Origin of the sequence: Pantoea latae (assembly GCF_002077695.1) — a bacterium.
In the GTDB taxonomy this organism is placed as follows: domain Bacteria; phylum Pseudomonadota; class Gammaproteobacteria; order Enterobacterales; family Enterobacteriaceae; genus Pantoea; species Pantoea latae.
On sequence record NZ_MWUE01000022.1, the window covers coordinates 268,699 to 288,821 of the forward strand.

Below are 20,123 nucleotides of genomic sequence, written 5' to 3' on the forward strand. Positions count from 1 at the left end.
CACGCAACGATGTACACAGGTGATTCTGTGTTTCGCGCCAGACGCCACGCATAACACGCATAATCGGGCGGGCGCCCATAACAGAATGGTTCAGCGACAAGGCACGCGCCTCCGCGCAGCGTTGCGCCGGCATCAGGCGCACGGGCTCTTGAGCTGACAACGTGTGGAATTAAGGGATCACACCATGGCTCCATATTGGTATATATCAGGGTTTCTGCTGCTGATTTCGGTCGTGGAAATCTTGCTGAAAAAAGACGAACGCACCACCCATATCCTGACCTATTTGCTCTGCATCGCCGCCGCGACGCTGGTGGTGTTCGGCGGTATCCGCGGTCTCGGCACCGGCATGGATGACTATCAGTACCGCAGCTTCTTCGCCGACTTTATTAACCGTATTCAGGTGAACGGCTTCGCCGAAACGGTGGCCTTTTTCCGCTATGAACCGCTGATTTTCGGCCTGGCCTATCTGACCAGCCTGTTTTCGCACAACGCCGATATCTTCCTGTTTATCTTCTGCCTGCTGGCGGTCTCGGTGAACGCGGTCTTCTTTAAAAAGATGTCGCCCTATCCGATCCTCGCGCTGGCGCTCTACTCGGCGCATATCTTCATCAACAAAGATATGAACCAGATCCGCTTCGGCCTCAGCTCGGCACTGTTTCTCGGCGTCATCTGGTATATCTACCTGAAGCGCTACTGGATGGCGCTGGCCTTTACGCTGCTCTCCTTTTTCAGCCACAACACCGCGGTGATGGTGGTCACTATCGTGCCGTTCCTGTTTATCCGCGACTCACGCTGGTGGCCGGTGGCGATTATCCTGCTGAGCATTCCCGCGTCGAAAGTCGGCGGCACCAGCTTTATCTCGCTGATCTCGGCGCATCTGGGATCGCTAGGGGAGAGGGCCGAAGGCTACAGCAACGAAACCTCCAACGCCGGCGAGGGCAGCATCTTCTCAGTGTCGAACCTGAAGAACATCATGCTGGTGTGCATCTTCGTCTACTTCCTGCTGAGCGACTCGATTAAAAAGTATAATTATCAGCAGTATCGCCTGAACTATTTGCTGGTACTGACCTTCGCCATCGGCGGCGGCATCCGTATCTTCTTCTATAACTATTCGTCAGGCGCGCGCCTCTCCAACTATTTGTTGCAGGTCGAGCCGATTATTCTGGCCTCGCTGGTCTATCAGGTGAAACCGATACTCAAGCCGGCCATGTTCGCGATGTTCGCTTTCTTTCTTGTCTATTACCTCTATTACAACACGATTTCCCTGAAGCAGGCCGTTGTCGGCTATGAAGTGGCTCAGCAATTCAGGTTATTCCATTAAACGGAGAGGTAACATGACTAAATCCCTTATCGCCGCCGTGATCCTGTCAGCCTCCTGCTTCGCGCAGGCGGCCGACGGTCGAGGCGCATTTATTATCGACGCCTATGGCGACTCCACCACCGCTGGCGTGATGTCGTCAGGCGGGAAAAATATCATTACGCCAGGCAACGAGATGGCTTACCTGCAGAAAATGCTGCAGAGCAAATATGGCAGCGCTATCGAGGTGAAAAATCACGGCGTGCCGGGCGCGCAGGCGGCGGAGCTGCTTTATAAGAAGGGAACAGAGGATGCCAGCGGCTGGAGCGAGCGCATGGCGAACTCCGATGCGCAGCTGATCCTGCTGAACTACGCCATCAACGACGCGCGTCACTTCTATTTCAAGGACAAAAACACCCATCTGGAGAGCCCGGAAGAGTATGGCCGCATCATCACCGCGCTGGTGAAAGAGGCGAAGGCGCACCATAAGCTGGTGGTGCTGCAGGAGCCGAATCCCATCTGCGGCAAGGTCGAGCGCTGGAACGTCTGGCCCTACGTCTACCAGCTGAATGAGGTGGCGAAGGCGCAGAACGTGCCGGTGGTGAAGCAGTGGACGGCGATTAAGGCGAAGCGCGACTGGCAGAGCGCCATGTCGGCGGACTGTATTCACCCGTCCGAATCGCTTTATCAGCAGAAAGCGCAGCAGACCTTTGATGTCATCAGTGCCAACTTCGGTAAAGAGCTGTCGCAGTCCGGCAGCTAAATCTTATCCGTCTCTGTGGCTTCAGGAGTTGTCATGTACGTATTAATCATGGTGGTGTCGTTCTGCCTGGCGCTGCTCTTTCTGCGCGCCACGTCGTTCCATAAAGGCATTTATAACGGCAGCGGTATTAAAAGTATCTCGGGGCTGCGCGCGCTGCTGGCGAGCATCGTCGCCTTTTCCCATCTGGTGCACTATCTCTATTCGCTCGACGGCAACTGGATCTTCGATAAGGACTATTTCGTCTGGTTCTCTGAAGGCAACTTTTTCGTCAACGCCGGCAAGTTCGGCGTGCTGCTGTTCTTTATGATCTCGGCGTTCCTGTTCTATCGCTGGCTGGACAACGACGGCATGCCGGCGAGCCAGCTCACCTGGAAGCTGCTGAAATCGCGCGTGCGCCGCATCGTGCCGATGTTCTGGTTCTCCGGGCTGGTGATCATTCTGGTCGGCCTGGTGCAGGGCGGCCTGCATATCAACGCCCACAGCCTGACCGATGCGGCGCTCTGGCTGCTGTTCGTCGGCAGCTACCATATAGGCGACTTTCTCACCGCTGATGTCAACGCCGGTGTGGAGTGGACGCTGCGTCTGGAATGGCTGCTCTATCTCTCGATCCCGCTGATTTTCGTGGCGAACCGCGCGACTCAGGGCAAATACAAAACTCTGCTGATCCTCGGCTCAATCGGCGCCATCTTCTGCGTCGCCGTCGCGCTGCGCCTGTGGGGCAAAACCTATACCGACCCGCGTCCGGTGCTCGGCTTCGCGATGGGCTACTTCGCCTATACCTGGCGCGATCGGCTGGCCTGCTTCAAACAGTCGCGCACGGCAGGCGTGCTCTGCATCCTGCTGGCAATTTTCGCGCTTGCCTTTACCAGCAACGCCTTCTGGTATCTGGTGTTCCTCTGCTGTCTGACGGCGATCTTCTTCGTGGTGAGCAGCGGCAACAACCTGCTGGGCATGCTGGAGAACAAAACCCTGATGTCGATCGGCGAGGTGAGCTACAGCCTGTATCTGATCCACGGCGTGGTGCTCTACTTTATCAAGCAGATCCCGCTGAGCGCGGTGCCGCACAATATGGTGGTCTACACCCTGATCGCCACGCTGTTTTTTATTCTTTCGTTCTATGTGGCGAAGATGACCTATCTCTATGTTGAAAAGCCTTTTATCGGCAGCAGCAACAAGAAAAAGGTGGCGGCAGAGGTGTCGCCAGCCAGTCAGGACCGCTCAGGTAACCCTTACTGATTGACGGGAGTGCGCCCGACGCCGCCGCGCGGGGCGCACCCCTTTTTTCTCGATTTCAGCCCTGTTTTTAAGAGGTACTGGCATGAAGGACATTCGTTTCTCCATTGTAATACCCGCGTATAACGCCTCGCAGTCGATCGTGGCAACGCTGGATTGCGTGAAGGCGCAGAGCTATCGCAATTTCGAAGTGATCATCGTTGACGACAAATCCGCCGATGCGGCGGCGCTGGCGGAGGTGGTTAACGGCGAACGCTATCAGGATCTGGGCATTAACCTGGTGCTCTCCGAGGTGAAACTGAACGGCGCAGGCGCGCGCAACAAGGGGATTGAGCTGGCGACCGGCGACTATATCAGCTTTCTCGACGCCGACGACGAGTGGCACGCTGACAAGCTGCTGGAGACCAGCCGCAAAATTCAGGAGCTGGAAGCGCAGGGCAAAAGCAAATTCATTATCTACAGCCAGGTCAACATCTATCAGGACGGCAGCTTCCTGAAGGTGATGCCGATGCAGACGCCAGGCAAAAACGAGACCGTGGCGGAGTACCTGTTCGGCTGTTACGGCTTTATGCAGACCAGCACGCTGGTGCTGAAGCGCGAAGATGCCGCGCGCATCCAGTTCGACACGCGCTATATCCGCCACCAGGATTACGACTTCTGCATTCGCGCCGATCGTCTCGGCTATGAATTCGTGATGATCCCGCGTCCGCTGGCGACCTACCATCTGGTGACGAAGTTTGGATCCAAGCATAAAGGCGAATCGGTGAAATATTCGCTTTTCTGGCTGGATGCCATGAAGCCGCATCTGACCGCGCGCGACGTGCACACCTATAAGGCCTTTAAACTGCCGCTGCGTTACAAAATGGACGGCAAGTCGCTGATGGCGAGCCTGAGCTTCGCCCGCTACTTCTTTCTCACCAATAAAGACAATCAGTCCTACTTCCTCAACCGCGTCAAAGACAAGCTTCGGGCGCGGCTGGGCGGTGAAAAAGCGGTTTCCTGATCTTCTTCTCTGCTCCCCGGCGCGGGGAGCGCTTTCCCGGAACGACTCTTTTATTCAGGTATGAAAATGACGAACCAAGTTGGCACCGTTGGCATTGTGATGCCGATGTATAACGCACGTCAGACGGTTTTGCGCGCCGTGCAATCGGTGATGAATCAGACCTGGCCGGACTGGCACCTTTACCTGATCAACGACAAATCCACCGACGATTCGCTGGCGCTGGTGCGCGAGCACTGCCAGGATCCGCGCATCACCATCCTCGACAACGAGGTGAACCTTGGCGCGGCAGAAACCCGCAACGTCGGACTGCGCGCGGCGAAAGAGGAGATCATCGCTTTTCTCGACAGCGATGACGAATGGCACGTCGACAAACTGGCACAGCAGGCCGCCGCTATCGCCGCGGGCGATGACTTCGTGATTACCGAATATCACTACAAAACCAAAAACGCCGATCACGATATCACCTACAGCAAGCCTTACCTTCAGCAGGAAAACTTCGTGAAGAAGCAGTATCGCGTCTGCTTCTCCTCGGTCTGCTTCCGCCGTCCGCCGCAGGGGATTTTCTTCCAGCGTAAAGGGCACGAAGACTTCCTGTTCCTCTATGAACTTTTCACCCGCTACAAACAGGCGCGCGTGATTCAGAGCATTCTCGTCAACTATTACGAATTAGGCGATTCCCTTTCGCGCAACAAGAACAAAGCGGCGAAGTGGCACCTGGAATTATTAAGAATTATCTATAAAAACAATCCTTTAAAAATCTATTACTATTACGGCTGGTATATGGTGAACGGCGTGCTGTTTACCCTTAAGCATCGATAACCGGATTGTCTTTTTACTCTTTTGAGGTGGGTAGCGTTAAATGAAAAAAATTGTCCTGGTGATCAAAGATGCCTATTCGTACGCCGGCACTGAGAACATCTGCAACTTTATGTCCGAGTGTCTGGGCGAAACGCACGACGTCACCATCTATTCGCTGGAAGGCAGCGGTAAAACCTTCTACCCCTTTGAGCAGGTAAAAGAGATCGTCAGCTTCGAGGGACACAGCAACCCGATTAAAAGCATCGTGAAGCGCATTCACGATGAAGCCTTCGACAGCGTGTTCCTGATCAGCATGGGGCGCCTGAGCGTGATGTTCGCCTTCTGGAGCCTGCTCTCCGGCAAGAAGAAACGCTTCAAGGCCTACGCCTGCGAACATATCGCCATCAACTCCTTCAGCAAGCCGATAAAACTCCTCAAGTACCTGCTGCTGCGCTACTACGATCAGGTCATCGTCCTGACCGACAAAGACCATCAGGTCTTCTCCCGCTGGCGCATCCCCAGTAAGCAAATCCCCAACCCGGTGGTCTACAAAGCCTTCGAGCGTAAGACGCGCAGTCGTCAGGCGCTGGCGGTCGGCCGTCTTGATCACCAGAAAGGGTTCGATCTGCTGCTGGATATCTGGCGCGACTTTGTGCAGACCCATCCTGAGTGGACGCTGGCGATCGCCGGCGACGGCGAGCTGCGCCAGCAGCTGGAGGATCAGGCGGCGGCGCTCGGCATCACCGGCAGCGTCAACTTTGTCGGCCGCGTCAGCAATATCAACGACTACTATCGCGACAGCGATATGGCGCTGATGACCTCGCGCTATGAAGGGCTGCCGCTGGTGCTGCTGGAGGCCAAATCCTGGTCGCTGCCGGTGGTGGCCTATGACTGCCCGACGGGTCCGCAGGAGATTATCAACCAGGGCGAAGATGGCTTCCTGGTGCCGATGAACGACAAGACGACCTTCCTGGCGCGCATGGATCAGCTCGCCAGCGACGACGCGCTGTTCTACGCCATGAGTCAAAACACCAAAACCACCGCGCTGAAATTCGACGGCAAGCAGATTAAGCAGAGCTGGCTGGCGCTGGTTTAACGGCGGCAGGGAAGGGCCACATTGCAACGAGCCTCAGGGAACACGTTATGGCCCATTGCGCGGCCCCATCGACTACGGGATTAGATGCATGAAAAGAAGAGAAGTCTTGCAGACCGCAGCCTCCTCCATTGTTGCCGCACTCTCCGTCAGTGCGTTCTCCAGCCACGCCGCCAAAAGCAGCGGCGTTGCCCTGAAAGCCATCGAGCCGTCGGCGCTGCCGAAAGGCGACGTGCCGATTCTGACGCCGGAAAACCTCTACGCCATGCCGCCGCAGTTCTGGCAGAACTTTGAAGGCGAGCTGTGGATCGGTAAAGCGGGCAGCGACGCCAGCCAGCCGGGAAATCAGATCCCGCTGTTTCTGCGCGACGCCAGCGGCAAACTGTCGCAGATCACCCAGCCCGTTGCGCTCAATAAAGGCAGTTTCGCGCGCTTTATGCATGACAATGCGGCGCTGATCGCCGATCCGGCGCACTCCATGACGGTGAAAGAGCGTGACGGCACCACGCTGTTCTCTATTCCCGACGTCAGCCGACCGGGCCAGGCGGCGTTCAGCCAGCGTCTGGCGCAGCCGGGCGGCTATCAGCTGATTGGTGAAATCGCCTCGGTAGAAGAGCTGCGTAAAACCCGCCCGCTGTTTGAAGGGGCGAAGATCAAGCTGAAAAGCTGGCATGAAGGGCTGGAAGTGGGCGGCGGCGAGTTTATCGGCAGCTTCCAGCAGGCAGCCGATGATGGCGGCGTTAACTTCGCCGGCGAAGGCTTTCACTGGCGTCGCGTGGTGGACGATTTCAACCGCCTGTCGCTGTTTGACTTTGGCGCCATCGCCGACGGCAAAACCGACGCCGCGCCCGCTATCAAGGCGATGTATCAGTGGTCGGAACAGGCGGAGCAGCCCATCTGCGTGCAGTTTCCCGCCGGCACCTTTTTTGTCTCCGCCTGCGACTTCGGCGATAAAGGGCGGCGCTTCTTCCGCATCTCCGGCGCCATGGTCAACTTTGGTTACTTCCCGGCCACCACGCTGGTCTCTGACGGTCAGTCGGACTTTATTTTCGACGTCAACGCGCGCTGGGTGGAGATCTCCAACCTGATCTTCAACGGCAACAGCGACAAACACCCCAACCAGCAGGGCCTGTTCCGCAACACCTGCCAGGGCGGCCAGTTCTTCCGCGGCGCCTGCCTGCGTTTCAACGCTGTTGGCGGCACCGCGCTCAGCCTGCTCGATACGCTGGATTGCAAAATCGACCAGTGGTACGCCTCACGCTGCACCGGCGACGTGATCAAAGCGGGCTGGTCGGGCCGTAAAGCGGGCGCCTGGGATCACAGCACCGCGATTGAACTCTCTAACTTTAACGCCCAGAACTGTCGCGGCGGCATGGTGCTGAACCTGCCGCGCTGCAGCCAGTCGCTGATCCACAACGGCTGGATCGAGCACTGCGACCACCCGGGCGATATCTCCAACGGCCAGTGGATCGTCGACGCGCTGAGCCTGGAAGATTGCAAAAACCCGCTGATTGCCCACAACTCGCGCCTCAATATGCGCCAGACCAACCTGCAGTCCGGCAGCTGGATCGATAACTCTGAGCAGGGCGAGCGCTGGCTCAACGTTTGGGAGATGGGATCGACGCGCGTGGAGTCGTACGGTGTCGCCATTGACGGCAGCCTGAAATATAACTACATCACCTCGCGCTGGCGGCTGGAGAACAACAGCGACCAGCAGACGTGGTTCGAGCTTGGCACCCTCTATTCCCCGACCGTCGGCGACGCCTGGGAGATTGAAATCTTTGGCCAGTCGGAGTTCAGCAACGGCAGCACCAGCCAGCCGCTGATGAACCCGATCGCCGATCGCGCCACCGGCGGCCGCGCGGTGATCCAGCTGCAGCGCAAGAAGAGCAAAGCAGAAGCGAGCTGGTCGGCGGAAGGCAGTAGCCCGGTGGTCGAGGTGCGCTACGTCGCCGCTAACGACAGCGAAGTGCGCATCTTCGTCAAGCTGGCGGGCTGGACACCGTCGGCGGTGGTGCTGATGAAAACCACCAGCAAAGATCGCTTCGCCACCGGCCGCTGCGCGCGCGTCGACGCGCGCATGGAGAAAGGCACGCCGCCGTCCGGCAATGTGGCCGCGCCGCAGCGCTTTAGCCTGCACAACGGCAAAGCGGGCATCGGCGGCAACGAGCAGGGCGATCTGCTGCTGGCGTCGCGCGCGCTCAGCGCCGAGCAGGTGGACACCAGTAAACCGAAAGGCTTTATCTCGATGGTGATCAACGGCGAGCAGTGCGCCGTGCCCTATTTCGCCCTCAAAGGGTAGTTTTAGTTATCGCGCCCAGGGAAGGGCGCGAGCAGTATCCTCTGGAGCGCTTTTTTGATGGTCTTTTTTGGCATTTTTTAACGACAGAGTTCACTTTGCCCGTTCAGGATATGGCGGCTTGTTTACCCGGCGCATCGCATCTGCACCCGGTCGGGTAGAAAATTAGAAGAAATTTTTCGGAGTTTTTTTGATGAAAATTTTATTGGTGGGTAACCATACGTGTGGGAATCGCGGGGATGGCGCGATTCTCCGTGGGTTGATCGACTCAATCCACGCTGCCCGCGGTGATGTAGAGATTGAGGTGATCAGCCGTTATCCCACAAGCTCTGGGTATCTGCTCCAGCAGGAGATCAAACAGGATTCGCTGTTTCTGCATAACAGCAAATCGGCAAAGGGCCTGGCCGGCACCATCAAGCGCAAGGTGGCCAACCGCCTGATGCCGAACATTATGATGGCGCATCTCGGCAAAGGCGGCCCGTTTAAATCGTTTGCCGTGCCGGCGCATCTTGCCGCTTTCGCCGACAGCCTGAAGCAGTACGACGCCATTATTCAGGTTGGCGGCTCGTTCTTTGTCGATCTCTACGGCGTCACGCAGTTCGACCATGCGCTGTGCGCCCTGATGGCGAAGAAGCCCATCTGGCTGATTGGCCACTCGGTGGGTCCGTTTCAGAACCCGCGCGTCAACGCGCTGGCGAATTTCGTCTTTGACCGCGTCGACCGCCTGGTGCTGCGCGAGTCGGTCAGCCTGGACTTAATGAAAAAAGATGGCGTAACAACGCGCAAGGTGGCGCCAGGGGTGGACACCGCCTTTCTGGTGCGCGCGCGCAGCGTCGAGCAGCCGAGCCACAATCTGCTGCACTGGCAGGCGATCATCAGCCGCCGCAAAACCATCGCCATTACCGTGCGCGAGCTGGCGCCGTTCGACAAACGGCTCGGCGTCACGCAGAAAGAGTATGAAGCCGCCTTTGGCCGCGTGATCAACGCGATGATTGCCGAAGGCTATCAGGTAGTCGCGTTTTCAACCTGCACCGGCATCGACAGCTACGCCAAAGATGACCGCATGGTGGCGCTGACGCTGCGCGACAGCGTCGATCACCCTGAGCATTATCAGGTCATCATGGATGAGTTTAACGATCTGGAGCTGGGTATTTTGCTGAGCCACTGCCATCTCACCATCGGCACGCGACTGCACTCCGCCATTATCTCCATGAACTTCGGCACGCCGGCCGTGGCGATTAACTATGAACACAAATCGCTGGGCGTGATGAATCAGCTCGGGCTGCCGCAGATGGCGACCGACGTGAAGAGCCTGATGGACGGCTCGCTGATCGGCAAAGTAAAAAAGGTGCTGGCGGACTATGACGCCATCAAACAGCAGGTCGACACGGCGGTTGCGCACGAGCGTGAAGTCGGAAACCGGATCACAGAAGAGATCCTCAACGTATTGGGGTAATGCTATGAAACTGACTTTTTTCACCATGCGTTTCCCGGTCGCCTCTGAGACCTTCGTGCTGAACCAGGTGACCCATTTTATCGACGCCGGCTACGACGTTGAAATCATCTCTGTTTTTCCCGGCGATCTGGTGAACCGCCACGCGGCGTTCGACGAGTATCATCTGGCGGCGCGCACCCACTATCTGCTGCCGGAAGAGAAGGTGTCGAATATCGACAAGCTCAACCAGCGGCTGAAGCTGGTGCTGCCGAAGGTGGCAAAACCGGCGCTGATCCGCTCGCTGAACGTGCGCCGCTACGGCGCGCAGTCCAGCAAACTGTTGCTGCCTTCGATCGTGGCGAACACCAGCCAGCCCTATACCGCCGACGTGTTCCTTGTGCACTTCGGCTATGCGGGCGCGCTGGCCAACAAGCTGCGCGAACTGGGCGTGCTGGTGGGCAAACAGGCGACGGTGTTTCACGGCGCCGATATTTCGCGCCGACATATTCTGGAAGAGCACAAGCAGGACTACGTCAATCTGTTCGAGCAGAGCGAGCTGCTGCTGCCGATCAGCCATCTCTGGGAGCGCAAGCTGATCGAGATGGGCTGTCCGCCGGAGAAGATCCACGTGACGCGCATGGGCATCGAGCCGGAGAAGTTTAACTTCCAGCCGCGTCAGGCGTTTCATTCGCCGCTGCGCATCGTCTCCGTGGCGCGCCTCACCGAGAAGAAGGGACTCGACGTGGCGGTGAAGGCCAGCGAGATCCTCAAGCAGCGCGGCGGCCAGTTTGAGTTCACCATTATCGGCAACGGCGATCAGGATGAGATGATGCGTCAGCATATCGCCAACGCCGGGCTGGAAGACTGCGTCAGCATGCCGGGCTTTAAGCCGCAGGAGGAGATCCGCGCGGCGCTCAGCGAGGCGGATATCTTCCTGCTGCCCTCTAAAACCGCCGCCGACGGCGATATGGAAGGGATCCCGGTGGCGCTGATGGAGGCGATGGCGGTGGGCCTGCCGGTGGTCTCTACCTTCCACAGCGGTATTCCCGAGCTGATTGAGAACAATGTCTCAGGCTGGCTGGTGCCGGAGGATGACGCCGAGGCGCTGGCCGACACGCTGCTGAAGCTGTCGCAGGGCGATGTCGACGTCGCGCCGGTGGTGGCGGCGGCGCGCCATAAGGTGGAAACGGAGTTTAACCAGCATATCGCCTACGGCGAGCTGGCGCAGTTACTGGAGCGGCTGGCGTGAATGGTTTGAAAAAACAGGCGGTCTGGCTGTTCGGCAGCACCTGTTTTGCCGCGCTGCTGCAGGTGTTGCAGCTCAGCGTGCTGGCGCGCAGGCTGGAGGCGCACGAGCTGGGGCTGCTGGCGATCATCAACGCCATTCTGGCGGTCGCCACCGTGCTGCAGGATATGGGGATGAGCAGCTATATCGTTCATCGCCAGCAGATCACCCGGCGCGAGCAGAGCACCATCTACTGGGTTAACGTGTCGCTCAGCCTGATGACCGGCCTGATCCTGCTGGGCATCGCTTATCCGATCGCCTGGTTCTACCATCTGCCGGAGCTGGTGGGGCTGATTATGCTCACCAGCCTCAATTTCCTTGTGCTGGGCCATCTGTCGCAGTATCAGGCGCACTTTATCAAAACCAAACGCATGGTGCTGCTCGCAAAGATCGAGATGGCGACCAAGCTGTTTGCGTTTGCCTGCACGCTACTGATGCTCTACTTCACCTCGCTGACCGTGGCGGCGGCGATCCTCGGCCTGTTTATCAACGCCTTTACCCGCATTCTCTGCATGATCGCCTTCGGCGAGAAGGCATGGCGGCCCACCTGGGCGTTTGATAAAGCCACCTTTGTCGGCGCGGTGCGCTACGGCGCCTATCAGCTTGGCTCGCAGACCATCAATCAGCTGCGCACCCAGGCGGACGCACTGATTGTCGGCAAGGTGATGGGCGCGGAGATGCTCGGCATCTACTCGCTGGCGAAAGAGCTGATCCTTCAGCCGCTCAAGCTGGTGTCGCCGGTGATTAACCGCCTGGCGCTGCCGCGCTTCGCCGAGAAGCAGCAGGATCCCGAGCAGCTGAAACGGCTGTTCCTCAAGGGCACCTTCGTCATTATGCTGTTCAGCAGCGCAATGTACCTCGCCATCGGCATTCTGTCGCCGGTGATCGTACGCGTGCTTTACGGCGCCTCCCATGAGCAGGTTTACCATCTGATCCCGCTGATGCTGCTGTTCGGCATGCTGCGTCCGATGGGCGGGCTGACCGGCGCCATTTCCCAGGCGAACGGACGTACCAACGTCGAGTTTTACTGGAATATCGTGGCGAGCCTGGTGGTGCTGGCGGTGCTGGCAACCACCTTTATCTGGCCCAACGTGCTCTACGTGGCGCTGACGCTCTCTATCTCGCAGGTGCTGATCTCCGCCTTCGCCCATCCGTTCTTTATCAAACCGGTTATCGGCATCCGCTTTATGCCCTATGCGCGGCAGTGGGTCTCGGTCTCGGCGCTGTTCATCGTGGTGATTGCGCTGGTGAACCATTTCAACCTGTTTGTGATGCCGGAGTGGTTTGCCGGCTGGCTCTGATCCACACCTCTTCTCGGGCGGCCACTGTGCCGCCCGAGTCTTTTTTAGCCTGGCATTAACCCCTGTCGGCAACGGCTGTGGCAGGCGGTTTTTCCGGGCGGGTTAGCGCTTGTCTTTACTCGCTTTATGGCGCGGCTGAACAGTGGGAAAAAGATGAATTTCTAAGGGATGACAGGCATTTAGTGTCGGATTTTCGGATAAAGATTATACTTGCAGTTCTGGCCGATCCTGCATAATCGACCGCACGTATTCACTTCATGAAATGGAAAAAATATGACCAAGCTTAAAGCAGTAATCCCGGTTGCGGGTCTCGGTATGCATATGCTCCCGGCGACGAAAGCAATTCCAAAAGAGATGCTGCCTGTCGTTGATAAGCCGATGATTCAATACATCATTGATGAGTGCGTTGCAGCGGGCATCAAAGAGATCGTGCTGGTCACCCATGCTTCCAAAAATGCGGTGGAAAACCACTTCGACACCACCTACGAGCTGGAAGCGCTGCTGGAAGCGCGCGTCAAGCGTCAGCTGCTGAGCGAAGTGCAGTCAATTTGCCCGCCGGGCGTGACCATCATGAACGTGCGCCAGGCGCAGCCGCTGGGCCTCGGCCACTCTATTCTCTGCGCGCGCCCGATGATTGGCGACAACCCGTTTGTGGTGGTGCTGCCGGACGTGCTGCTGGATGATTCCACCGCCGACCACCTGCGCTACAACCTTGCCGCTATGGTGGCGCGTTTTGAAGAGACCGGCCACAGCCAGGTGCTGGCGCAGCATATGCCCACCGCCGATCTCTCTGAATACTCTGTGATCACCACCGAGCAGCCGCTGGACAACCCGGGCGACGTCAGCACGATCACCGACTTCGTCGAGAAACCGGAAGAGCCGGCGCCGCTGAACTCCGATCTGGCTGCCGTGGGCCGCTATGTGCTTTCCGCCGACATCTGGGGCGAGCTGGAGCGCACCGAGCCAGGCGCGTGGGGCCGTATTCAGCTGACTGACGCTATCGCCAGCCTGAGCCAGAAGAAGCCGGTAGACGCCGCGCTGCTGACCGGTCGCAGCTTTGACTGTGGTCGCAAGCTCGGCTACATGCAGGCATTCGTCTCTTACGGCCTGCGCAGCAACGCCATGGGACAGGAATTCCGCGCCGCCATTGAGAAAATTCTGGCAAAATAACCTTTTCTCACGTTTTGCCGCGCATCGACGCGGCAGCTTAGACAGGAGCACACATGGCTATTTTGGTAACGGGCGGGGCGGGATACATCGGCTCGCATACGGTGCTGGCGTTATTGCAGCGCGGCGACGACGTTGTAGTACTGGATAACCTGTGCAACGCCTCGCGCGAGGCGATTAACCGCGTCGAGAAGCTGGCCGGTAAAAAAGCGACCTTCGTTGAAGGCGATATCCGCGACCGCGCCTGCCTGCGCGATCTGTTCGCCAGCCACGCTATCTCCGCGGTGATCCACTTCGCTGCGCTGAAGGCGGTGGGGGAATCGACCCGCATGCCGCTGGAGTATTACGAGAACAACGTCGCCGGCACCGTGGTGCTGCTGGAAGAGATGCGCGCCGCGGGCGTGTTCGATTTTATCTTCAGCTCCTCCGCCACCGTTTACGGCGCCGACGCGCCGGTTCCCTATGTGGAAACCACGCCGATCGGCGGCACCACCAGTCCTTACGGCACCTCCAAACTGATGATCGAGCTGGTGATGCGTGACTTCGCCTTCGCCGAACCGAAATTCAAAGCTATCGCGCTGCGCTACTTCAACCCGGTAGGCGCGCACGAGTCAGGCGAAATCGGCGAAGACCCGAGCGGCATTCCCAACAACCTGCTGCCTTATATCGCGCAGGTAGCGATTGGCCGTCTGCCGCAGCTCGGCGTGTTCGGCGGCGATTATCCGACGCCGGACGGCACCTGTCAGCGCGACTATATTCACGTGGTCGACCTGGCGGAAGGGCACCTGAAAGCGCTGGACCATTTGCCGAAGGTTGAAGGTTATAAGGCCTACAATCTGGGCGCGGGCAAGGGCTATTCGGTGCTGGAGATGATTAAGGCGTTTGAAGCCGCCTCCGGCAAACAGATTCCTTACGAGATCAAACCGCGCCGCGACGGCGACCTGGCGGCCTTCTGGGCTGACGCCAGCCTGGCGGATAAGGAGCTGGACTGGCGGGTGTCGCGCGGGATCGAAGAGATGATGCGCGATACCTGGAACTGGCAGAGTAAGAACCCGAACGGGTTTCGCTAAGTTTGCAGCAAATCGCTAACCCGGCTCAGGCCGGGTTTTTTATGGCTATAGTTTCGCAAAGCTAACTGGGCAAAACGCCTTTGTTTGTTTTCTGCTCAATCAAACCTGATGTAATGCCGATATCACTTACAGAATTTTCCTGGAGTCTATACTCTCCACGGCTGTTTACCTACCTACTGGTGAAAACCTTCGTGTGCCACATCAAAGCACAAGAGTGAATGCGCTACTATGCTGTTTTATAGGGATAACTTGACTTGTGTAACAATGAGACTGGGTTAAGCAACCATAAAGCTTATGACACAAACAATAAAGCAATAACCATGTTAATTCGGCTGCACAAATTGTAATATTTGCGGTGGTCTTTGACGGAAGCCGTTGCGTCAAATAAGACAGGAAAAAACAGTTTAAGTGATGATTAATTCATCATACAGCCGATTGGTTGCTGCAAGCCAAGGGCGGTAGCGTGGCTATTTTCTCTCATTTAGGTTTTTTTTGAGCATGGGTACAAGCAAAGACTAAAAGTAACAAAATGTGACGATGTTTTAGATGCTCATTGATTTTATCGTATCCTGTATGCGGCAACGTGAGCTATCTGGCTTAAGCCGGGCATCTAGTCACATGCTTAAACACGTGGCGTAAACAATTTTAAGTTCTACTCTGTAGCTAAGTGTTTGATTGGAATATAAACATGCGCAGGGGGACGTGTCGTGAAGGATGAATGGTAGACTATGAAAATCTTAGTAACGGGTGGTGCTGGCTTTATCGGTTCGGCAGTCGTCAGACATATTATCAATGAAACGCAAGATGAAGTCATCAATGTGGATAAATTGACTTACGCTGGCAATCTTGAGTCATTGAAAGAGGTTGCTGACAGTTCACGTTATCATTTCCAACAAGCCGATATCTGCGATACTGTGGCAATAGCTGCCATCATGAAAGATTTTCAGCCTGACGCCGTGATGCATCTGGCTGCGGAGAGTCATGTAGATCGTTCAATTACAGGGCCCGCAGAGTTCGTTCAAACTAACGTAGTCGGTACATATAGCTTACTGGAAGCATGTCGTCAGTATTGGTCAGGTCTTAACGAACAACGCAAGCAGGCGTTTCGTTTTCATCATATCTCTACTGATGAAGTGTACGGTGACTTGCCGCATCCCGATGAGATGAGTGGCGAGCTGCCTCTTTTTACGGAAACTACGCCATACGCACCTAGCAGTCCTTACTCTTCAACCAAAGCTGCCAGCGATCATCTTGTACGTGCCTGGGGCAGAACCTATAAATTGCCAGTCATTATTACCAATTGCTCAAACAATTATGGTCCCTATCATTTTCCCGAAAAATTGATCCCGTTGATTATTAGCAACGCGCTGGAAGGCAAACCACTTCCGATTTATGGGAAGGGGGATCAGATTCGCGACTGGCTTTACGTAGAAGATCATGCTCGCGCTCTTTATACCGTCGTCGTCAAGGCTCAACCTGGCACCACTTATAATATCGGTGGCCATAATGAAAAGAGAAACATTGATGTAGTCTATAAGGTGTGCGAATTGCTTGATGAGTTAATGCCAAAAGCAGATAAATATCAGAAGCAGATTACTTACGTAGCTGACCGTCCAGGCCACGATCGCCGTTACGCTATCGACTCCAGCAAAATCCAGCGCGATTTGGGCTGGAAACCTGAGGAAACGTTCGAAACCGGTTTACGCAAAACAGTTGAATGGTATTTAAATAATGCTGAATGGGTCAATAACGTCAAAAGTGGTGCCTATCAAAACTGGATTGAACAAAATTATGAGAAACGTGATTAATGAACATTCTTTTATTTGGTAAAAACGGTCAGGTGGGTTGGGAATTACAGCGTGCTCTCGCACCATTGGGAAATGTAATTGCACTCGATTCGCGCTCCTCTCAATACTGTGGTAATTTCAATGATCCTACTGGTGTTGCTGAAACGGTCAGAGCCATCAAACCTCAAATTATTGTCAATGCCGCTGCTTACACGGCTGTTGATAAAGCCGAAGGCGATAAGGAAAACGCCAGATGTATAAATGCACTGGCAGTTACTGAAATAGCTAAAGCGGCAGAAGAGATTGGAGCATGGTTTATCCATTATTCAACCGACTACGTTTTCGATGGTCAGGGCGATACTCCATGGCGAGAAGATGATGCAACGGGGCCTTTAAGCGTTTATGGATCTACAAAGTTAGAAGGTGAAAGAGGGCTTCAGCAACATTGCTCGCGTCATTTAATATTTCGTACAAGTTGGGTTTATGCAGCTCGAGGAAATAATTTCGCCAAGACTATGATTAAATTGGCAAAAGAGCGCGACACAATTTCCGTCATTAATGATCAGCATGGAGCCCCTACGGGAGCCGATCTGATAGCTGACTGCACGGCGCATGCAATTAGAATTGCGCTTGTGAATAAAAATGTTGCTGGAATTTATCATCTAATTGCATCGGGCGAAACGACATGGTATGCCTATGCTAATAAAGTCATTAAGATAGCCAAACAACGAGGCTTAGAGCTTGCCGTACAGACTATTAATCCTGTAACTACAAGCGCATTTCCGACACCAGCGAAACGCCCAGCAAACTCTCGTCTTAATACGGAAAAATTTCAGCGTACTTTCAATTTGACCTTGCCAGAATGGCAAGTAGGTGTTGAACGTATGTTAAATGAAACTATCGGATAATAGTAACAGGCAACTAGCAGTTGTCTGGATCAGAAGGTGATAATGTGAAAAAGAATAAAGGTATTATCCTCGCTGGCGGATCAGGAACTCGTCTTTACCCGGTAACTATGGCAGTGAGTAAGCAATTGTTACCTGTATATGATAAACCCATGATCTATTATCCGCTCAGCACGCTGATGCTGGCTGGGATCACTGACATTCTCATCATCAGCACACCCCAGGATACACCACGTTTTGAAAGTTTGTTAGGTGATGGCTCGCAATGGGGATTATCTATTCAGTACAAAGTGCAACCAAGTCCAGATGGGCTTGCGCAAGCCTTTATTATTGGCGAGGAATTTATTGGCGAGGATTCGGTTGCCTTGATCCTTGGCGATAATATTTTTTACGGTCACGATCTTAACAAGCAGCTAGAAGTTGCGTCCCAAAAAGAGCAAGGTGCCACTGTATTTGCCTATCACGTCATGGATCCAGAGCGTTACGGCGTTGTAGAATTCGACGAAAATGGTAAAGCTATTTCTCTGGTAGAGAAGCCTGAAAATCCAAAAAGTAATTATGCAGTTACTGGACTCTATTTTTATGATAATAGCGTAGTGAATATGGCAAAAAATCTTCAGCCATCACCGCGTGGAGAGCTAGAAATCACAGATATTAACCGTATCTATATGGAAAAAGGTCAGCTGTCAGTTTCTATTATGGGAAGAGGACATGCCTGGCTAGATACTGGTACTCATCAGAGTTTAATGGAAGCAAATAATTTTATTCAGACCATTGAATCTCGTCAGGGGCTAAAGGTGGCTTGCCCAGAAGAAATTGCTTACCGCATGAATTTCATCAACAAAGATCAATTAAAAATTTTGGCAAAGCCATATCTCAAAAATGAATATGGTAAATATTTGATGGCATTAGTAGATGGGCGTTTGTAATGAAAATCATTGATACAGATATTTCAGATGTAAAAATTATCGAGCCAGCAGTATTTGGCGACGAAAGAGGTTTCTTTATGGAAACCTGGCAACAAAAAAAATTCGAAGAACTGGTTTGCCCACGTCAGTTTGTCCAGGATAATCACTCTAAATCAGCAAAAGGAATCTTGCGAGGTTTACATTACCAGACAAAGAACACGCAAGGTAAGCTAGTAAGAGTAGTATCAGGTGAAGTGTTCGACGTCGCTGTTGATATGCGTCAGGCTTCTCCAACTTTCGGGAAATGGGTAGGTGTCCATCTGTCAGCTGATAATAAAAGACAGCTTTGGGTACCTGAAGGTTTTGCTCATGGTTTTTATGTAATATCAGATAGTGCTGAATTTGTATATAAATGTACTGATTACTATAACCCAGCTGCCGAGCATTCTTTATTATGGAATGATGAAAAAATTGGCATAAACTGGCCTATGGGTGAAAGTGAAGAACCATTGCTTTCCCTTAAGGACAAACAGGGCACTCCTTTCGATTCGGCTGTTTATTTTTAAATTAATATCAATCGTAGAGTTAATATCTCTACGTTTGATTTTTTATATTTTAAATTGCCATAAGTTTTTTCCGCAAGAAAAGTTGACGATGATATGATTGACTATGGCACTGTCAGTATATTAATGGGCACTTTTAATGGTGAGAGATACATAAAGCAGCAGTTAGATTCAATATTTTCTCAAACCTATAAAAACTGGGTGTTATATGTGTCTGATGACGGTTCAACAGATAATACATTAAATATTATTCGCGACTTCAAAGATAGTCTTCCTGATGGGAAAATTGTTTTATTGAATGGTCCTGGTAAGGGGTTTTCTGCAAACTTCCTGAATTTGCTCAGGAACAATAGTATCAATTCACCATATTATGCATTTAGCGATCAAGACGATATTTGGCTCGATAAAAAACTTGAGGTTTCCCTTAAGCATGTTAGTAGGCTAGAATCATTAGGGAACAAACAAGTTTTATATGGTGGAAGAACGACGCTTATTAATAACAAACTGGAAATACTTGGTTTTTCGCCACTCTTCAAAAAAAACTTTTCATTTAACAATGCACTTATACAAAGTTTTTCTGGCGGCAATACGATGTTTTTTAATCACGCCCTGAAAGAACTGGTAGAAAGATTGCCCCCTGAAATTAATATCGTATCTCACGATTGGTTCCTTTACATCTTGTGTAGTGGAGTGGGTGGTAAAATATATTATGATCCGATCTCTTTTACACATTATCGTCAGCATGATGGAAACCTGGTAGGCAGTAATAATGGCTTGATTTCTAAGTTTAAAAGATTGAGACGACTGTTCGATGGTGACTTTAAAAAATGGACTGATTTGAATGATGTAGCTCTTGCATTTTATGAGCAGAATTTAACTTTATGTAATCAAAAAGTTCTACATGATTTCAGAAAATGTGGTAGCCCTGGTCTAACTTTGAGATTAAGAAGTTTTCTAAAAGCAAAGCTATATCGTCAAAATATTACAGAAACTTTAATTTTTATGCTGATGAGCATGTTAAATAAATTAAAATAGGAAGATTATTGTCAATGAAGAGGTTAATAAACGTTTTTTTACGGCTTTTTATAAAGACTCTTATATTTTTTTATTATGGGATTCTTTCTCTAAAAGACAGTATAAAAATAAAAAAGTACAATAATACTATTGTAAAAAAAGAATTTTCTGGCGGCAATGTCATGCTGTTAGCTTTATATGA

At 53.3% G+C, this 20,123-nt stretch carries 17 protein-coding genes; all 17 read left to right on the forward strand.

Going from position 1 to position 20,123, the window contains the following annotated elements; genetic code table 11:
* Positions 1-184: 184 nt before the first annotated feature.
* A complete protein-coding gene (locus B2J69_RS15200) occupies positions 185-1,321 on the forward strand; it encodes an EpsG family protein (RefSeq protein WP_081140490.1) in 1,137 nt (378 codons plus the stop codon).
* 13 nt (positions 1,322-1,334) lie between these two features.
* Entirely contained in the window at positions 1,335-2,060 is a 726-nt protein-coding gene (locus tag B2J69_RS15205) for an SGNH/GDSL hydrolase family protein (protein WP_081140491.1), read from the forward strand.
* A gap of 33 nt (positions 2,061-2,093) precedes the next feature.
* Positions 2,094-3,296, forward strand: coding sequence for an acyltransferase family protein (locus tag B2J69_RS15210; protein WP_081140492.1), 1,203 nt, complete (start codon positions 2,094-2,096; stop codon positions 3,294-3,296).
* Positions 3,297-3,378: 82 nt separating this feature from the next.
* Entirely contained in the window at positions 3,379-4,296 is a 918-nt protein-coding gene (locus tag B2J69_RS15215; RefSeq protein ID WP_081140493.1) for a glycosyltransferase family 2 protein, read from the forward strand.
* A gap of 66 nt (positions 4,297-4,362) precedes the next feature.
* Positions 4,363-5,115: a glycosyltransferase family 2 protein gene (locus tag B2J69_RS15220; RefSeq protein WP_081140513.1), complete on the forward strand. Its 753-nt coding sequence runs from the start codon at positions 4,363-4,365 to the stop codon at positions 5,113-5,115.
* A gap of 40 nt (positions 5,116-5,155) precedes the next feature.
* Positions 5,156-6,190, forward strand: a complete 1,035-nt coding sequence (locus B2J69_RS15225; protein ID WP_081140494.1) for a glycosyltransferase — start codon at positions 5,156-5,158, stop codon at positions 6,188-6,190.
* An 88-nt stretch (positions 6,191-6,278) separates the two neighbouring features.
* Complete coding sequence (locus tag B2J69_RS15230) at positions 6,279-8,489, forward strand: phage tailspike protein (RefSeq protein ID WP_081140495.1); 2,211 nt, start codon at positions 6,279-6,281, stop codon at positions 8,487-8,489.
* Between the two features lie 190 nt (positions 8,490-8,679).
* Positions 8,680-9,942 carry a colanic acid biosynthesis pyruvyl transferase WcaK gene (gene wcaK, locus B2J69_RS15235; RefSeq protein ID WP_081140496.1) on the forward strand — a complete coding sequence of 421 codons (1,263 nt, stop codon included), beginning with the start codon at positions 8,680-8,682 and terminating at the stop codon, positions 9,940-9,942.
* A 4-nt stretch (positions 9,943-9,946) separates the two neighbouring features.
* Positions 9,947-11,170: a glycosyltransferase gene (locus B2J69_RS15240; RefSeq protein WP_081140497.1), complete on the forward strand. Its 1,224-nt coding sequence runs from the start codon at positions 9,947-9,949 to the stop codon at positions 11,168-11,170.
* On the forward strand, positions 11,167-12,507 hold the full coding sequence (locus B2J69_RS15245; RefSeq protein ID WP_081140498.1) for a lipopolysaccharide biosynthesis protein: 1,341 nt from the start codon (positions 11,167-11,169) through the stop codon (positions 12,505-12,507). Before B2J69_RS15240 ends, B2J69_RS15245 begins: the two co-directional genes overlap by 4 nt.
* A gap of 273 nt (positions 12,508-12,780) precedes the next feature.
* Entirely contained in the window at positions 12,781-13,677 is an 897-nt protein-coding gene (gene galF / locus B2J69_RS15250; protein WP_081140499.1) for a UTP--glucose-1-phosphate uridylyltransferase GalF, read from the forward strand.
* A 53-nt stretch (positions 13,678-13,730) separates the two neighbouring features.
* The gene (gene galE, locus B2J69_RS15255) at positions 13,731-14,744 is read left to right on the forward strand and encodes a UDP-glucose 4-epimerase GalE (protein ID WP_081140500.1); all 1,014 of its coding nucleotides are present in this window, start codon (positions 13,731-13,733) and stop codon (positions 14,742-14,744) included.
* Between the two features lie 728 nt (positions 14,745-15,472).
* Entirely contained in the window at positions 15,473-16,552 is a 1,080-nt protein-coding gene (gene rfbB, locus B2J69_RS15260) for a dTDP-glucose 4,6-dehydratase (protein WP_081140501.1), read from the forward strand.
* A complete protein-coding gene (rfbD, locus tag B2J69_RS15265) occupies positions 16,552-17,439 on the forward strand; it encodes a dTDP-4-dehydrorhamnose reductase (protein ID WP_081140502.1) in 888 nt (295 codons plus the stop codon). The genes rfbB and rfbD overlap by 1 nt, the downstream gene beginning before the upstream one ends.
* Before the next feature lie 44 nt (positions 17,440-17,483).
* The gene (gene rfbA, locus B2J69_RS15270) at positions 17,484-18,365 is read left to right on the forward strand and encodes a glucose-1-phosphate thymidylyltransferase RfbA (RefSeq protein ID WP_081140503.1); all 882 of its coding nucleotides are present in this window, start codon (positions 17,484-17,486) and stop codon (positions 18,363-18,365) included.
* Positions 18,365-18,910, forward strand: a complete 546-nt coding sequence (gene rfbC / locus B2J69_RS15275) for a dTDP-4-dehydrorhamnose 3,5-epimerase (RefSeq protein ID WP_081140504.1) — start codon at positions 18,365-18,367, stop codon at positions 18,908-18,910. The genes rfbA and rfbC overlap by 1 nt, the downstream gene beginning before the upstream one ends.
* A gap of 93 nt (positions 18,911-19,003) precedes the next feature.
* Complete coding sequence (locus tag B2J69_RS15280) at positions 19,004-19,942, forward strand: glycosyltransferase family 2 protein (protein WP_081140505.1); 939 nt, start codon at positions 19,004-19,006, stop codon at positions 19,940-19,942.
* Positions 19,943-20,123 lie beyond the last annotated feature (181 nt).

Excerpts from the sequence above, each read along its gene's own strand:
- B2J69_RS15200 (WP_081140490.1), top strand. The coding sequence starts at position 185 with ATGGCTCCATATTGGTATATATCAGGGTTTCTGCTGCTGATTTCGGTC.
- B2J69_RS15205 (WP_081140491.1), top strand. The coding sequence starts at position 1,335 with ATGACTAAATCCCTTATCGCCGCCGTGATCCTGTCAGCCTCCTGCTTC.
- B2J69_RS15210 (WP_081140492.1), top strand. The coding sequence starts at position 2,094 with ATGTACGTATTAATCATGGTGGTGTCGTTCTGCCTGGCGCTGCTCTTT.
- B2J69_RS15215 (WP_081140493.1), top strand. The coding sequence starts at position 3,379 with ATGAAGGACATTCGTTTCTCCATTGTAATACCCGCGTATAACGCCTCG.
- B2J69_RS15220 (WP_081140513.1), top strand. The coding sequence starts at position 4,363 with ATGACGAACCAAGTTGGCACCGTTGGCATTGTGATGCCGATGTATAAC.
- B2J69_RS15225 (WP_081140494.1), top strand. The coding sequence starts at position 5,156 with ATGAAAAAAATTGTCCTGGTGATCAAAGATGCCTATTCGTACGCCGGC.
- B2J69_RS15230 (WP_081140495.1), top strand. The coding sequence starts at position 6,279 with ATGAAAAGAAGAGAAGTCTTGCAGACCGCAGCCTCCTCCATTGTTGCC.
- wcaK (WP_081140496.1), top strand. The coding sequence starts at position 8,680 with ATGAAAATTTTATTGGTGGGTAACCATACGTGTGGGAATCGCGGGGAT.
- B2J69_RS15240 (WP_081140497.1), top strand. The coding sequence starts at position 9,947 with ATGAAACTGACTTTTTTCACCATGCGTTTCCCGGTCGCCTCTGAGACC.
- galF (WP_081140499.1), top strand. The coding sequence starts at position 12,781 with ATGACCAAGCTTAAAGCAGTAATCCCGGTTGCGGGTCTCGGTATGCAT.
- galE (WP_081140500.1), top strand. The coding sequence starts at position 13,731 with ATGGCTATTTTGGTAACGGGCGGGGCGGGATACATCGGCTCGCATACG.
- rfbB (WP_081140501.1), top strand. The coding sequence starts at position 15,473 with ATGAAAATCTTAGTAACGGGTGGTGCTGGCTTTATCGGTTCGGCAGTC.
- rfbD (WP_081140502.1), top strand. The coding sequence starts at position 16,552 with ATGAACATTCTTTTATTTGGTAAAAACGGTCAGGTGGGTTGGGAATTA.
- rfbC (WP_081140504.1), top strand. The coding sequence starts at position 18,365 with ATGAAAATCATTGATACAGATATTTCAGATGTAAAAATTATCGAGCCA.
- B2J69_RS15280 (WP_081140505.1), top strand. The coding sequence starts at position 19,004 with ATGATTGACTATGGCACTGTCAGTATATTAATGGGCACTTTTAATGGT.